The sequence below is a fragment of the Blastopirellula retiformator genome (assembly GCF_007859755.1).
Lineage (GTDB): Bacteria > Planctomycetota > Planctomycetia > Pirellulales > Pirellulaceae > Blastopirellula > Blastopirellula retiformator.
The window spans coordinates 695,796-711,177 of record NZ_SJPF01000004.1; the positions used below are offsets into that span (position 1 = coordinate 695,796).

At 59.2% G+C, this 15,382-nt stretch carries 11 protein-coding genes; 7 read left to right on the forward strand and 4 right to left on the reverse strand.

What is annotated here, in order from left to right:
• Positions 1 to 3: 3 nt before the first annotated feature.
• The 3 genes from Enr8_RS18685 (at position 4) to Enr8_RS18695 (ending at position 2,451) form a co-directional block, all read left to right on the forward strand.
• Positions 4 to 780 carry a hypothetical protein gene (locus tag Enr8_RS18685; protein WP_146434382.1) on the forward strand — a complete coding sequence of 259 codons (777 nt, stop codon included), beginning with the start codon at positions 4 to 6 and terminating at the stop codon, positions 778 to 780.
• Complete coding sequence (locus Enr8_RS18690) at positions 777 to 1,721, forward strand: HTTM domain-containing protein (RefSeq protein ID WP_146434384.1); 945 nt, start codon at positions 777 to 779, stop codon at positions 1,719 to 1,721. The genes Enr8_RS18685 and Enr8_RS18690 overlap by 4 nt, the downstream gene beginning before the upstream one ends.
• A 220-nt stretch (positions 1,722 to 1,941) precedes the next feature.
• Complete coding sequence (locus Enr8_RS18695) at positions 1,942 to 2,451, forward strand: hypothetical protein (protein WP_146434386.1); 510 nt, start codon at positions 1,942 to 1,944, stop codon at positions 2,449 to 2,451.
• 26 nt (positions 2,452 to 2,477) lie between these two features.
• Here Enr8_RS18695 and Enr8_RS18700 read toward each other — a convergent pair whose 3' ends face one another.
• Positions 2,478 to 4,145, reverse strand: coding sequence for an ABC transporter permease (locus Enr8_RS18700; RefSeq protein ID WP_146434388.1), 1,668 nt, complete (start codon positions 4,143 to 4,145; stop codon positions 2,478 to 2,480).
• 346 nt (positions 4,146 to 4,491) lie between these two features.
• Here Enr8_RS18700 and Enr8_RS18705 point away from each other — a divergent pair, with 346 nt between their 5' ends.
• The gene (locus Enr8_RS18705; protein WP_186767739.1) at positions 4,492 to 4,947 is read left to right on the forward strand and encodes a ferritin-like domain-containing protein; all 456 of its coding nucleotides are present in this window, start codon (positions 4,492 to 4,494) and stop codon (positions 4,945 to 4,947) included.
• Positions 4,948 to 4,968: 21 nt separating this feature from the next.
• On the opposite strand, the gene Enr8_RS18710 is transcribed toward Enr8_RS18705, so the two are convergent.
• Positions 4,969 to 5,295, reverse strand: a complete 327-nt coding sequence (locus Enr8_RS18710; protein ID WP_146434392.1) for a hypothetical protein — start codon at positions 5,293 to 5,295, stop codon at positions 4,969 to 4,971.
• Between the two features lie 478 nt (positions 5,296 to 5,773).
• On the opposite strand from Enr8_RS18710, the gene Enr8_RS18715 reads away from it, so the two are divergent.
• The 3 genes from Enr8_RS18715 (at position 5,774) to Enr8_RS18725 (ending at position 12,716) form a co-directional block, all read left to right on the forward strand.
• Positions 5,774 to 9,208: a transglutaminase family protein gene (locus Enr8_RS18715; RefSeq protein ID WP_146434394.1), complete on the forward strand. Its 3,435-nt coding sequence runs from the start codon at positions 5,774 to 5,776 to the stop codon at positions 9,206 to 9,208.
• 98 nt (positions 9,209 to 9,306) lie between these two features.
• Entirely contained in the window at positions 9,307 to 11,814 is a 2,508-nt protein-coding gene (locus Enr8_RS18720; protein WP_246120148.1) for a circularly permuted type 2 ATP-grasp protein, read from the forward strand.
• A 20-nt stretch (positions 11,815 to 11,834) separates the two neighbouring features.
• Complete coding sequence (locus tag Enr8_RS18725) at positions 11,835 to 12,716, forward strand: transglutaminase family protein (RefSeq protein ID WP_146434398.1); 882 nt, start codon at positions 11,835 to 11,837, stop codon at positions 12,714 to 12,716.
• 204 nt (positions 12,717 to 12,920) lie between these two features.
• Here Enr8_RS18725 and Enr8_RS18730 read toward each other — a convergent pair whose 3' ends face one another.
• Positions 12,921 to 13,877, reverse strand: coding sequence for an alpha-E domain-containing protein (locus tag Enr8_RS18730; RefSeq protein ID WP_146434400.1), 957 nt, complete (start codon positions 13,875 to 13,877; stop codon positions 12,921 to 12,923).
• Positions 13,877 to 15,346: a circularly permuted type 2 ATP-grasp protein gene (locus Enr8_RS18735; protein ID WP_146434402.1), complete on the reverse strand. Its 1,470-nt coding sequence runs from the start codon at positions 15,344 to 15,346 to the stop codon at positions 13,877 to 13,879. The genes Enr8_RS18730 and Enr8_RS18735 overlap by 1 nt, the downstream gene beginning before the upstream one ends.
• Between the last annotated feature and the right edge of the window lie 36 nt (positions 15,347 to 15,382).

Genomic DNA, 15,382 nt, shown 5'->3' on the forward strand with positions numbered 1-15,382 from the left:
GCCATGGCGAAGCCCCGCAGAAGTCTCCAGCCGCCCGTCGCTCCCCAGCCGAGCCTCTCGGCCAGTGCTCAGGAGCCCGAGCCCAAACCGCAGCCGCGGATCATCTGGAGCGGCGCCGTGCGGGGCTGGGTCAGCGTCTTAATCTTGATCCATGTGACGGCGTTGTTCGTCGGACCTTGGGCTTCTCCGCCGCCATCCAGCTACTTGTCGCAACAAGTCGAGCGGCTTTACGAACCCTATCTGCGGACCGTCTTCCTGAAGGACCATGGCTATCGCTTCTTCGCGCCCAACCCCGGCGCCAGTCACCTGGTTCGGTACGAACTGTTGGACGCCGAGGGGAACAAGATCGGGGAAGGGCGGTTTCCCAATCTCGATGTTCATTGGCCGCGTCTGCTATACCATCGCCATTTCATGATCAGCGAATCGCTGAACAACGTTACCAGCATTCCGGCCGAAGCGCCGGCCGATGACGCTCCGGCGGATGTGAAGGCGGGTTACCAGAATGCGGTTCGACTGCGCGACGCTTACTTTGAATCGATCGCCCGCTATCTGGCCTACGAACATGACGTTCCCCAAGTGAAGCTGGTGCTGATCGAACATGGCATCCCGCATCCGCTGGATGTCGCCGAAGGCATGTCGCTGTCCGATCCGTCGCTCTACCGAGAACGAGAAGTGGGCGTCTATCAGCGCGACGACTTGCTGTTGAAGCCGGTCGCCCCGAAGCCTACCGAGATTCCCGCCACGATCGCGGCTCCGCCGCAAGAGGCTGAAGAGATATGATTCGCCAGTACCTGCAGGAACTGTATCGCGGCGTTGTTGGCGGCTGGAATCGCTTCTGGTTTACGCCCACCGATCCCGCCACGCTCGGCGTCATCCGCATCCTAGGCGGCGCGATGATCTTTTACACGCACCTGGTCTGGTCAATCGACCTGGTTGGCTTCATGGGCGCGAGCGGGCGTTTCTCGGCCGACCTGACCAGCCGCATGCAGGGACAAAGTCCCTTCGCGTGGAGCTACTTGCCGTTGATCGACGATTCGCCGGCCCTACTGTGGACGGCTCATATCATCGCGCTGGTGATCCTGGCGATGTTTATGGTCGGTTTCAAAACGCGAATCACCGGCGTGCTGACGTTCATCATCACGATGAGCTACGTCCATCGTGCGCCTGGCGCGTTGTTTGGCCTGGATCAGGTCAACGGGATGCTCGCGACCTATCTGATGCTGGGAGCGGCCGGCGAAGCGTATAGCGTCGACCATTGGCTGAAGCGGAAACGAAACGTCCGGATGGACGGCCCGCGCGAGAGCACGATCGCCAACATCTCGATCCGCCTGATCCAGATCCACATGTGCATCATCTACCTGTTCGCCGGGCTCAGTAAACTGGGGGGCGAAACGTGGTGGGACGGTTCGGCGATGTGGGGCGCGGTGGCCAACTCCGAGTATCAATCGCTCGACATGACCTGGCTGGCCGCCTATCCGATCTTGATCAACCTGCTGACGCAGATCAGTCTGGCCTGGGAAATCTCTTATACGGCGCTCGTCTGGCCGCGGCTGACCCGTCCGCTGGTCATCGGCATGGCGATTCCGCTTCACCTGGGCATCGCCGTCGCGATGGGGATGATCACGTTTGGCCTGGCGATGTTGATCGCCAACATGGCGTTTATCTCGCCGTGGATCATTCGTCGCATCGAAGCGGCGATTGCCGAGCGGCTCGCAAAATAACGACTTACGTCGTTATTTTGGGATCGCAACCGTGCGATCACGCAGTCCGTCGAGAAAATCAACGGACTGCTAGCTAGCAGCGATCCCTGCCAGCACGCGTCGGCAAATTTTGGCTAATCGTTAAAGTTCGCCACGCGAAGTGCCGATGCCTGAAGATATGCCGGTGAAAGGGAAGGAACCCTCGCTAGCAGCACCGCGCTCCAGGGAAGGATCGACGCACATGCAAACCGAATCGAGACGACTACCGCTATTCACGTTTCCCGTTCTGGCGATCTTGCTGGTCGGCAGCGGCTGCAGCGGAGTGCCGTTGGCCCCTCAGGCGGAACCGGAAGTCGCCCAGCAGGCGCAACAAGGTCCGCAATACATCGTCGAGCTTCTGGACGAGAACCATCGCGGCGAAACGAAGAAGTTGCCGCTGACGCCCGGCGCCACGGTGCAAACCGCGATCGACGCTTCCCAGGCTCGCAAGAAGTTCAGCCGGTTCCACGTCGCCGTGTCGCGACTGCCTGCCTATCCCGGGGCGCCGCCGCAAAAACTTGTCTCTGGCTATGACCACGTCGGCAAGCAGGTTCCGATGGAATACGACTACTCGCTCCGTCCTGGCGACCGCGTCGTGATCTTGAAGGATACCGCCAACTCGATGGACGACATGTTCGGCTCGATCCTCAATCCGCTGCGCACCGCGGCGGGCACCCCGACTGTCGGCTCGAACCCGCTGCAATACGACTAGGCGAAGATCACCAGGCGTTCGCGTCGCTACTCGGCGACGCGCCACCGCCGATTAAAGAGCCAGGTCATCGAGCAAAAGAGGACCAGGTTCAATAGCACCGTGAAAGCGGCGTAGTAGCCAAACTTCGGCCAGCTTCCGAGGATCGTCTCTCCCTGGTCCCCGACCTGAAAATTCATCGGCACATTCCAAGTCGCCGCAAAGGGGCTCATGATCGTGAACCGATCGGCCCAGTTCACGATCGCTTCGTTGGTGACGATCACTTCTGCCGGTGCGTCAGGCGGCGTATGTCCAAACGCCAGGTCGGCGAAATAGGCGAACGCCAGCGGCCCGGCGAACATCACGATGATCACCAGATAGGTCGTCATCAAGCTATGCGCCGTCTTCCGAAAGTTGACCGAGGCGAATAGCGCCAACATCGACGTTGTAAAACAGGTTAGCGCGATCACCAGCAGATAGCCGAGCACCGACGTGAAGTTCTCCCAATAGTGCGAAACCATCACGCAGGCCAACAACAGCGGCCACAATAGGAACGCGGTCAACACCGTCGAAACGCGTAAGCCGGCCAGCAACTTGCCCGAGAGAATCTGCCACGGCGAGATCTCGGTCGTCAGCAGCAGATCGAGCGTCTGGCGTTCTCGTTCCGACGTAATGCTGCCGGCCGAAAAGACCGGACCAACCAGCATGTTGAACAGCACGACGTACGAAATGTAATACGGCGCATTGTGCGGCCAGATGTACAGGCAGATCGCCATCAACGGGATAGCCAAAACCATGCTGACCTGGATCACCACCCGCAGCATTAACGTGCCTTGGGCGAAGATCTCGCTGTGGATCTCTTTCTCGTAGACCGGGTTGGCGCTGTCTTCGAGCAGCTTGGTTCGTTTCGGCGGGGCGAACAGACGATCGGGGAACTGATCGCGCTGAATCACCAGCCCGACCGCTTCTTCCGCTTCTTTATCGAGGTCGACGACCTCGCCCCCTTCGCTGCCAACATCCGGCGGATAGAGCAAGCGGCGCGACGTGACCGCAAACAAGATCGAGCAAATCAGCGCCGAGGCGATCGGAACCAACGACAGCAGCACCACCAGACGCGCGGCGCCTTGTCCCTGAAACGATTGCCAGAACATCGCGCCGACCAGGGCGATTGGCAGAATAATCAGGTACGAAACGACCAGCGACGAAGCGGTCCGCTGGAAATAGCTGCTACAGGCGATGCTGATCATGCCGAACGTCGCCACCGCTACCATCAACAGAAAATAGGCGGCGATCACTTCGTACAGCGACACGCCTCCCAGCGGCAAACATAACAGCACGATCGGCAGCGAGGTAAATATCAACAGCGCCAAGTGAGCCAACGACGCCATCAACTTGCCGACGACGATCGCCCCCGGCTTCAGCGGACTGGCGAGCAGCATCTCGTACGTCTTGCGCTCTTTCTCGCCGGTCAAAGTCCCGGCGGCGAAACTGGGCGCCATCATCGACGCCAGGATGAATTCGCCCAGAAAGAAGAGATTGAACAGCTTCTGCGCTTCGGCTCGATTGCCTTCCGGGTCCCAACGTTCGACCTGCGGCCAAGCGGCATAGACGACGCCGGCCAGCAGAACGTGAAACAGGAACAAGAGCACGAACGAGCGAACCGTTCGCAAATTGACCAACAATTCCCGCTGCAGCACGGGATTTTCAACGAGGTACATCCAGGCGTTCGCTCCGTCCGCGGTCGCTTAATAAAGAATCTGGCGTCATTGTAAGCAGTCGTGCGCCACTACGCCCACCACTTTGTTGATGGAACCGCCCAGAAGAAGCAACTTATTGAGATTGAATTGCGAATTTCGGCACTCTGCGCCTGGGCGCAAATGAGACAGGTTATCTTTTGGAAGAAAAGTAAGCTCCTACGCCATATAGACTTAGTCGCACGTCGACAGCCGCCGAAAGAACGCTAGGATTAAGGTAGAAGTTGAGACTAACCGCGAGCCAAAGGGCGTCGGAAACCTGCCGACGCCTGCCGCCAGCATGACATACGCCTCGTAAGGAGATTCCATCATGGACCAAGCCGTCATCGACAAGCTGAATGACATTCTGCGGCACGAATGGACCGGCGTCGCCCAATATTCGCAAGCTGGTTTCGTTGTGACCGGCCTGATGCGGGAAGTTTACTCCGACATGTTCCTGGACAGCGCCAAGGAATCGTTCGGCCACGCTAAGAAGATCGGGCAGAAGATTTCGGCCCTGGGCGGCGTGCCGACCGTCGAACGGAACCCGGTCAAGCAATCGACCGACCTGGTCGAGCTGCTCGAAATCGGCCTCGAATTCGAGTCGAAAGCGGTCGCCCTGTACACCGAAGTGCTGAAGATGGTCGACGGCAAGAATCGCCCGTTGGTGATCTTGCTCGAAGACATCCTGCTGGAAGAGCAGGAGGGAGTCGACCACATCTCGCTGATCCTAAAGGATCACGCCGGATCGGCCGTCAGCGGCAAATCGTCGAGCAAGGTTGGCTAGGATCGCGATTCGGCCAAGAAACTAGGCCGATTCCGCTCGCCAGACCTTCAAATGAGACGCAAAAACGTCGGATCGCTCGCCAGCGATTCGGCGTTCTTTTTTGGCTTCGGCCACCATTTGGGGCATGGCGCCGGCTTCCCCCAACGCCTGACGCATCGGCGCCAGTTGATCGACGGCCAGACGAACGCTCGATTGGGTGAACCAACCGACCCGTTCTCCCCCCCACGATTGCTGACGCACTTCGACGTGGCTTTCCCCCGTTTCGGCGGTGCAAATAACAATCGCGGTCCGCTCTCCGTCCGTAGAGGCGTAGACAGTATTGACCGTAAATTCTTGAGCGATCTGCATCGGGGATTCGCAATGGGGAAGAAGACGGTGCTTTGGAGAAAATGAGACTCTGTCTCATGTGCACTGCAATTATCGAGTCACCGCAGCCCAATGTCAAGCGCAAACGATTCAGGGCTGTAGGATTCTGTTACGACAACCGGTACGTCGCGACCCGAGCGCGCAGAGATGCTTTAATTTTAGGCAAATTCCGCCCCCAACGTTTTGCCCGGTGCTAACTTAGCAGTCCGTTGATTTTCTCGACGGACTGCGTGATCGCACGGATGCGATCCCAAAATAGCGACGTAAGTCGTTATTTTGGGAGCCGCGAAGAGCTACGCTCTGAGCCTGGCGAGGTTGAAAAATGCCACGATGGCATTTTTCAACAGGCAGTTAGAGCAAAATTATACGCGGGCCCGAGATTTGCTCGGTAGTATCCGCATAATCCCGTTTATCCGACTAGCGACAAAAGCAAAGCCGCACGCAAAAGGCAACTTAGAAGATGGCGATTCTGACCGCGCTGCATCATTCGACTTACTACAAATATGACCGCCACATCGGGATGGGAGCACAAACGATCCGCTTGCGTCCAGCCCCACACTGTCGCACGCCGATCCACAGCTACTCGCTGAAGATCAGTCCGTCGAACCACTTCGTGAACTGGCAACAAGATCCGTTCGGCAACTTCGTGGCTCGCGTCGTCTTTCAGGAGCCGATCGATCACTTCCGCGTCGACGTCGACCTGATCTCCGAGATGACGGTCATCAACCCGTTCGACTTTTTCGTTGCGCCGGAGGCCGAGTATTTCCCGTTCACCTACGAAGGTCCGCTGAAGGTCGACCTGCTGCCGTTCCTAGAAAAGGAATCGCCCGGTCCTCTCTTTGACGAGTTCGTCGCTTCGATCGATCGTACGAAGCGGAAGACGATTGACTTCGTCGTCGATTTGAACCGCCGCGTTCACGAAGAAATCAACTACGAGATCCGGATGGAGCCGGGCGTCCAGACGCCGGAACAGTCCCTCTCGCTGAAGCGCGGCTCGTGCCGCGACTCGGCCTGGCTGCTGGTACAAACGCTGCGGCACCTAGGCCTGGCGGCGCGGTTCGCCTCGGGCTATATCATTCAGCTGAAGCCTGACGTGAAGTCGCTCGACGGTCCCTCGGGCAGCGAGTACGACTTCACCGACTTGCACGCGTGGGCCGAAGTCTTTTTGCCGGGCGCCGGTTGGATCGGGCTCGACGCCACGTCAGGCTTGCTTGCCAGCGAAGGACATATTCCGCTCGCTTGCACTCCCTCGCCGATTACCGCGGCGCCGATCGATGGCGGCCACGAACCGTGCGAAAACGTCGAGTTCAGCTTCGGCATGAACGTTTCCCGCTTCTGGGAAGATCCGCGGGTCACCAAGCCGTACGCCGACGAGGAATGGGACAAGATCTACGCCCTGGGCAACGAGGTCGATCAACGCCTCGAAAAAGCGGACGTCAAAATGACGATGGGTGGCGAGCCGACTTTCGTCTCCATCGATGACATGGAAGGGGACGAGTGGAACACGACCGCCGTCGGTCCAACCAAGCGACGCTTGGCCGACGACATGATGCGACGGATGTACAACCGATTCGCTCCCGGCGGTTTGCTGCACTACGGCCAGGGCAAATGGTATCCCGGCGAACAGCTTCCCCGTTGGGCCTTCCGCTGTTATTGGCGCGAAGATGGTCAACCGATCTGGGAAAACCCGGAACTATTTGCGATCGACCACATCGACTACGGCCACACCGCCGACGTCGCCAAAGAGTTTGGCGTGATCCTGGCCGACAAGTTGCAGGTCAATCCGCAGCACGTGAGCTTCGCCTACGAAGACGCCTATTACTACGCGTGGCGCGAACGCCGCATGCCGGCCAACGTCAATCCGTATGATTCCAAGATCGACGACAAAGAAGAGCGAGCCCGCATTGCCCGCGTCTTTGAGCATGGTCTGTCCAATCCGGTCGGCGTGATCTTGCCGGTGCAATACGCCTGGTGGGAACAAGAGCCGCAATGGAAGAGCGGCGAGTGGGTTGTTCGCAGCGATGAATTGTTCCTGATCCCCGGCGACTCGGCGATGGGTTTGCGATTGCCGCTCGACTCGCTGATTTGGGAAACCAAGAACGAACGCTCGGTCCTCTTTCCGCTCGACCCGCTGGCGGAACGCACGCCGCTGATGTCGTACGAGGAACTGGTCGCACGTCGCAGCAGCGGTATGGAACTGCTGACTGGCGCTACGCAAGGAACCGCCTACGCCCGTCACCAAGCCAACGGCGGCTTCGGCAACAGCCCCCGTCCGGGTCAGGGGATCCACGGGCAGTCGCTCACCGGGCGTCCCGAATCGGGCGATCGCAATGGGCAGCAAGGTCATAGCTGGTCCGATACCAACTACAACTCGTCGGTTATCCGGACGGCGCTCTGCATCGAAGCCCGCGAAGGGCGGCTGCATATCTTCTGCCCGCCGGTGGATCGCATCGAGGCCTACCTTGACCTGATGGCCGCGGTCGAGATGACCGCCAAAGAAATGAACGTGCCGGTCGTGATCGAAGGCTACCTGCCGCCGCACGACGATCGAGTGAACCACTTCAGCATCACTCCCGACCCAGGCGTGATCGAAGTCAACGTCCATCCGGCGCACAATTGGAATCAACTGTGCGAGATCACCAATGGCGTTTATGAAGACGCCCATTACTCGCGTCTAGGAACCGAAAAGTTCAATCAGGATGGTCGCCACACCGGCACCGGCGGCGGCAACCACGTCGTGATGGGCGGTCCGACGCCTGGCGAAAGCCCGTTTCTGAAGCGTCCCGACCTGCTCCGCAGCTTGGTCGCTTACTGGCACAACCATCCGTCGCTGTCGTACTTGTTCAGCGGTTCGTTTATCGGCCCCACCAGTCAGGCGCCGCGCGTTGACGAAGGTCGTCGCGACTCGATCTACGAACTACAGATCGCGTTTGAGCAGATTCCAGAAAACGGCGACTGTCCTCCCTGGCTGGTCGACCGCATCTTCCGCAATCTGTTGACCGACATGACCGGCAACACGCACCGGTCCGAGTTCTGCATCGACAAGCTCTTCTCGCCCGACGGCAGCGCCGGTCGCCGCGGCTTGCTCGAGTTCCGGGCGTTTGAAATGCCCCCGCACGCTCGCATGAGCCTGACGCAGCAACTGTTGCTGCGGTCGCTGGTTGCCCGCTTCCTGGAAGATCCGTACCGCGCGCCGCTGGTTGGCTGGGACACGACATTGCACGATCGCTTCATGCTCCCCCATTTCGTGTGGCAAGACTTTGAAGATGTCATTTCGGAAACGAATCAGCACGACTTCCCGCTGAAGCAGGAATGGTTCGCTCCCCACTTTGAGTTCAAATTCCCCAAGATTGGCGAGTTTTCGCAACGTGGCGTCCAAGTCGAGTTTCGCTCGGCAATCGAGCCATGGTACGTCTTGGGTGAAGAACAAGCGTCGCAGTCGACCGCTCGCTATGTCGACTCGTCGCTAGAACGTCTGCAGGTGCTGGTCAGCGGCATGACGCCGGACCGTTACATGATCACCTGCAACGGTCGCAAAGTTCCGCTTCACCCGACTGGGGAACAAGGGCAATTTGCGGCAGGGGTGCGGTACCGCGCCTGGCAGCCGCCATCTTGCTTGCACCCAACCATTCCGGTGGACGAACCGCTAACGTTCGACCTGTTTGACATTTGGCAACAGCGTTCACTCGGGGGATGCCGATATTTTGTCGGTCACCCAGGCGGCAATAATCCGGAAAGTTTTCCGGTAAACGCCTTCGAGGCGGAAGCCCGTCGCGTGGCAAGATTCCATCAAATGGGGCACACAGCCGGCAAGATGCCGATGCCACAAGTGGAATCGAATCCCGACTTCCCCTTCACGTTAGATTTACGCCGCGGTAAAACGGTACGGAAGTGAGCCCCCATCGTCGCGATCCATTAGATCCGTCGACTTCGACGTCTACCCCACTCCCGAACGGCAATTCCGTGTCGAATGCTTCCCCGAACGCACCGACCATGCCTGCTCTCTTTTCCCAATATCGGAAAGGGGAGGGGGTCTATGACGAATTGTATGACGCCAGCGGAGTGCGGCCGACATGGGCGCCCTTCGTCCAGGCGGTCGAAAGCCTCGGCGTAGAAGGCTTCAAGCGGCGGTGGCTGCAGGCCAACCGAGCGCTCAACCGGAACGGACTGGCCTACAGCGCGTGGAAAGATAGCGATCACGAAGTTCGCCCCTGGGAACTCGATCCGATTCCGCTGTTGATTTCGAGCGCCGACTGGATAGCGGCCTCCAAAGGACTCCAGCAACGAGCGCGGCTGCTGGAAGCGATTCTGACCGACGTCTACGGCCATCAGGAGTTGATGAAAAGCAACATCCTGCCGCCGGAGGTGATTTTCAGCCATCCCGGCTTTTGTCGGTCGTTCCATCGCCAGCGTCCGCCGGCGAATCACTTCCTCCATTTCTACGCCGCCGACATCGCACGTTCGCCCGACGGCAAATGGTGGGTGTTGGCCGATCGTACCGAAGCCCCGTCAGGCGCCGGCTTCGTGCTCGAAAATCGTCTGATCCAATCCCGGACGTTGCCGACTGTCTTTCACCAGGCGAACGTTCAGCGGCTGGCCCAATACTTTCTAGCGTACAAGCGAGCCGTCGCTGCGGCGGCGCCCCGGGTCGAGAACCCCCGCGTCGCCATCCTGACGCAAGGCTCGGCCGGCCCCAACTACTTTGAAGACGCTTACCTGTCGCGCTATCTCGGCTACACGCTGGTCGAAGCTTCCGACCTGGCGGTTCGCAATCACAAGGTGATGCTGAAGACGCTGGGTGGACTCATTCAGATCGACGTGATCATTCGCCGCACCAACAGCGACCAATGCGATTCGCTCGAGTTGAGCCATGCCAGCGAAGGAATCCCTGGTCTGCTGCAAGCGTCGCGTAACGGCAACGTCGCAGTGATCAATCCGCTGGGATCGGGCCTGGTCGAATCGCCGATCTTCATGGCGTTCATGCCGAAGCTCTGCCAGGAGCTGTTTGGCGAGCCGCTGATCATGCCGGGCGTCGCGACCTGGTGGTGCGGCGATCGCGAACAAATGGACTACGTCGTCGACAACCTCGACAACCTGATCGTCAAACGGGCCTATCGCCTGCGTGGCCGCGAGCTGGCGTTCGCCAACATGCTGCGCAATCAATCGCGCGAAGCGACGATCAAGATGTTGCGCAGCGACCCCACCCAGTTCGTCGCCCAGGAAGTAGTCAAACGCTCGACTTGCCCGGTCTGGAAATCGCAAGGAATCGCCCCGGCGCCAATCGCCATGCGGGCCTTTGCGGTCGCTTCGGGTGAAGACTTCGAGGTGATGCAGGGGGGACTGGTTCGCGTGTCGGCGGCGCCCGATCCGCTAGAGATGTCGATCCTGGCCGGTGAGAAAAGCAAAGACGCTTGGATCTTGTCGGACGGCCCGGTCAGTCGCATTTCGCTGCTGCAAAAGCCTGGCGCCTCGATCGAGTTGAAGCGAACCGGCGGCGAACTGCCGAGCCGCGTCGCCGAGAACCTCTTCTGGTTGGGACGCAACCTGGAACGGGCCGACGTCAGCGCTCGCTTGCTGCGAGCCACGATCATCCGCCTGACCAGCGAATCGATCTTGGAAGAACAGCCCGAAACGCCGGCCCTGATGCGGGCGCTGGCCGACATTGGCCAGATCGACGCAGGCTACGGCGTCGACGAGATTCGCCGCCAACTGCCGCCGCTGGAAACGGCGCTGCCGCCGGCGGTGTTTGACGCCTCCGACTCGTTCAGCATGCGGGCGATCGTCACCGAGATCTTCCGCCTGACGACTCGATCACGCGATCGCGTCTCGTCCGACAGCTGGCGAATATTGCATCGTATCGACAAGAGCTTCACGCCGCCGAAGGTGGGCCAGTGGGATCTTTCCGACGTGTTGGCGCTGCTCGACGATCTAATCCTCGATCTCGCGGCTTTCAGCGGCATCGTGTCGGAGAGCATGACCCGCACGCAGATCTATTACTTCCTGGATATGGGACGCCGGATCGAACGGGCGCTGCAGCAGGTTCGCTTGCTCCGCAACTGCCTGATCGAACCGACCGGCGATCTGACCGCCATCCTGGAAGCGCTGTTGGAAATCTCCGACAGTACGATGACCTACCGCTCGCGCTATCTGGCCGACGTCCAAATGCCGGCGGTGCTCGACTTGCTGCTGACCGACGAGACCAACCCTCGTTCGATCGCGCGGCAATTGGTCCAATTGCTGGACCACGTCAACGCGCTTCCGGTCAACGCCGGCACAGGACTGTTTTCGCTGGAACAACGTCTGGCGATGATGCTGCTGAACGAAACGCGGATGTGCGATGTGACGGTCTTCCGTGATGGGGAGGACCTCGACCCGAACGCGCCGCTAAGCCTATTGCTGCAAGAGATTGAGTCGCTGCTGCCGAAGTTGTCCGACGCTTTGTCGAATCGTTACCTGGTCCATGCAGGTCTCCATTCGCACCTCACCGAATTTCGCCTGTAACGGCAAGCCACCATCGAGACATGCAGTACCGCATTTCGCACACGACGAAATACTCCTACGCCGAACCAGCCTCGGTTTGTCATAACCTGGTTCATTTGGCGCCAGCGAACTTTCCCCGTCAGGCGGTTCACGAGTATCGTCTGACCGTGCAACCGTCGCCGCCGACCATCGTCAATCGCCGCGATTACTTCAACAACCGGGTCGACTACTTCTCGGTTACCGAGCCCCACCAAGGTTTAACGATCACCGCCAGCAGTCGCGTTGACGTGTCGCCGCCGGTCCCGATCACCGACAACCCGCCGTGGGAACAGATCGCGGCGCAGTTCAATCCGGGATCACCACGTATCTTGTCGGTACTGCAATTTGCCTTCAAGTCGCGGCACATCCCGATTCTGGAGCAGTTGCGGCAATACGCGAAAATCTCGTTCACCAAGAATCGCCCGATCTTCGACGCTGCCCGCGAGCTGACCAAGCGGATCCGCACCGACTTCAAGTACGATTCGACCGCCACATCGATTCATACGCCGGTTGCCGAGGCGTTCGCCCGCCGGCATGGCGTTTGTCAGGACTTCGCCCATGTGGCGATTGGTTGCCTCCGTTCTATGGGACTCCCGGCTCGCTACGTCAGCGGTTACCTCCGCACGCTGCCTCCGCCGGGCAAACCGCGTCTGGTGGGCGCCGACGCTTCTCACGCTTGGTTCTCGGTCTACTGTGGCGAAGAGACGGGCTGGGTCGATCTCGATCCGACCAACGATCTGGTCTGCAGCACCGACCACGTGACTGCCGCGTGGGGCCGCGACTTTGAAGATGTGACGCCGATCCAAGGAGTCGTCATCGGCGGCGGCTCGCACATCATGAGCGTCTCGGTCGACGTCGAACCGCTACAATCGCCGACGCTGTAGAGCGACTCTAGCTGCCTGTTGAAAAATGCCATCGTGGCATTTTCCAACCTCGCCAGGCTCAGAGCGTAGCTCTTCGCGGCTCGCAAAATAACGACTTACGTCGCTATTTTGGGATCGCATCCATGCGATCACGCAGTCCGTCGAGAAAATCAACGGACTGCTAGGTTAGCCGTGAAAGCTCCGCTTTCGGGGCTAACCCTAGAATTACGCCGCTTCGGCGTGGCGAGTGAAGAACGTATTCGACAGGGCGCCGCCGACGGCGTTAACACGCCGCTGCATGTCGTCGACAAACTCGTGCATGCCGCGGTTGACGATGTCCTCAGCGCTGGTAAAGGCCAGGCTGGCTCGCAATTGGCCGAGGCGCTGTTCCGGCAGGTTGCTGAAGCCTTCCGGGTCGGAACCGGTAATCGCATGCAACGAATCGTTGGCTCGCGACAGGCAGTGCAGGATCGCCCGGGGAAACTCTTTGTCGAGCACCAGGAAGTTGACGATGTTCGCCGGATTAATCCGGCCGTACCGCTGACGATACATTTCAAACGCACTGGCCGAGCGGAGCAGGGCGGACCACTGCAATTCGTCAAACGGCGTACCGACATGCTGTGGGCTGGGCAGCAAGATGTAGTACTTCACGTCGAGGATCCGCGACGTCTTGTCGGCCCGCTCCATGAAGCGGCCGCACTGACCGAAATGCCAACCTTCGCCATGCGTCATCGTGGCGTCGGTGATGCCGATAAAGTGCTGTCCCGAAGCGCGGATTTGTTCGTAGAAGACCAGTTGCTCTTCGCTGACGCCGCCAGCGCGCCCGACATCTTTGACCATCAGGTAAAAGTTGTTCAGGTGCTCCCACATCTCGGCCGAGATCACTTCGCGGATGCTCCGCGCGTTTTCTCGCGCATTGATCAGCGCCGACAAGATTGAGTTGGGATTGTTGCGATCGAAGGTGAGGAACTCCAGGACGTTCCGCTTGGTCGGCGCATCGTAGAGTTCGTAAAACAGCTTGTCGTCGCCGGTCGTAGTCACCAGCGGCAGCCACTGCTGATGCCCCTCCGAGGCGAGATCCATGCTGAGATTTAGATTGACGGCGATGAAACGAGCCACGTTCTCGGCTCGTTCCACGTAACGGCTCATCCAATAAATGGATTCCGCGACGCGGCTCAGCATTACGGAAGTTCCTCAACAACCCAGGTATCTTTGCTCCCGCCGCCTTGTGATGAGTTAACGACCAACGAGCCCTTTTTCAAAGCGACTCGGGTTAACCCGCCCGGCAGTACGAACACGTCGCGACCGTAAATAATAAACGGTCGCAGGTCGACGTGGCGTCCTTCCAGACGATCCTCAATGATGACCGGCGCTCGGGAGAGACTAAGCGTCGGTTGGGCGATGTAATTGCGCGGATTGGCTTTGATCAGATCGGCGAACTTGGCTTGTTCCTCGCGCGTCGATCGCGGACCAATCAACATGCCGTAGCCGCCCGATTCGTTGGCCGGCTTGACGACAAAGTTGTGCAGGTTATTCAGGACGTGATCCCGCTGCTTGTCGTCCCAACAGACGTAGGTCGGCACGTTCGGCAGAATCGGGTCTTCACCCAGATAGTATTTGATGATCTGGGGGACGTAGGCGTAAATCACCTTGTCGTCGGCGATCCCGGTGCCGGGGGCGTTGGCCAGGGCGATATTGCCGGCCTGGTAGGCCTCGATCAAGCCCGGCACGCCCAGCAGCGAGTCTTCGCGGAAGACGCGAGGATCGATGAAATCGTCGTCGATACGGCGATACAGGACGTCGATCTTCGACAGTCCCTTGGTCGTCCGCATGTAGACCTTTTTGTCCTGCACCACCAGGTCGCGACCTTCGACCAGGTCGACCCCCATCTGCTGGGCCAGGAACGAATGTTCGAAGTAGGCGGAGTTGTAAACGCCGGGGGTCAGCACGCCGACAGTCGGCGTCTCGGCCCGGTCTTCCGCCAGGTAGTTGAGCGCATCGAGTAGTTGGCCGCAATAGTCGTCGACCGGACGGACCGACAGCGACTCGAACAGGTCAGGAAACGCCTGCTTCATCAGCTGGCGATTCTGCAGCACGTACGAAACGCCGGACGGGCAACGCAGGTTATCTTCCAGGACGTAAAACTTGCCGTCCTGATCCCGCACCAGATCGGTACCGGTGATGTGGCACCAAACCCCTTTGGGGGGCTTCAGTCCGACGCACTGCGGCCGGAACGACGAGGCGGAACGGACGACATGCTCCGGAATCGCCTTATCTTTCAGAATCTTTTGATCGCCGTAGACGTCGTCAATGAACATGTTGAGCGCGACAATACGCTGCTTCAAACCGTCAGTGACCCACTTCCATTCGTCGGCATCGATAATCCGGGGAAGAATATCGAACGGTATAATCCGCTCGGTTCCTTCTTCGTCGCCGTAGACGTTGAACGTGATCCCTAAACGGACCATCGATCGTTCGGCGGCCATTTTGCGTCGATGTAGATCAAGCGTCGTCAGGCCAATGACTCGCTTGTAAAGCAGATTGCAGTTATCGCGGGGAGAGGCGTCGTGGGCGAACATTTCGTCGTAGAAATCGCCTACGTCGTACTCTGAAACTCCGTTGACGCGTTCCATGGACGTTTGTTGTTGCATGACATGCGGCTCCTGCGCCTTGGATGGGGTTCACTC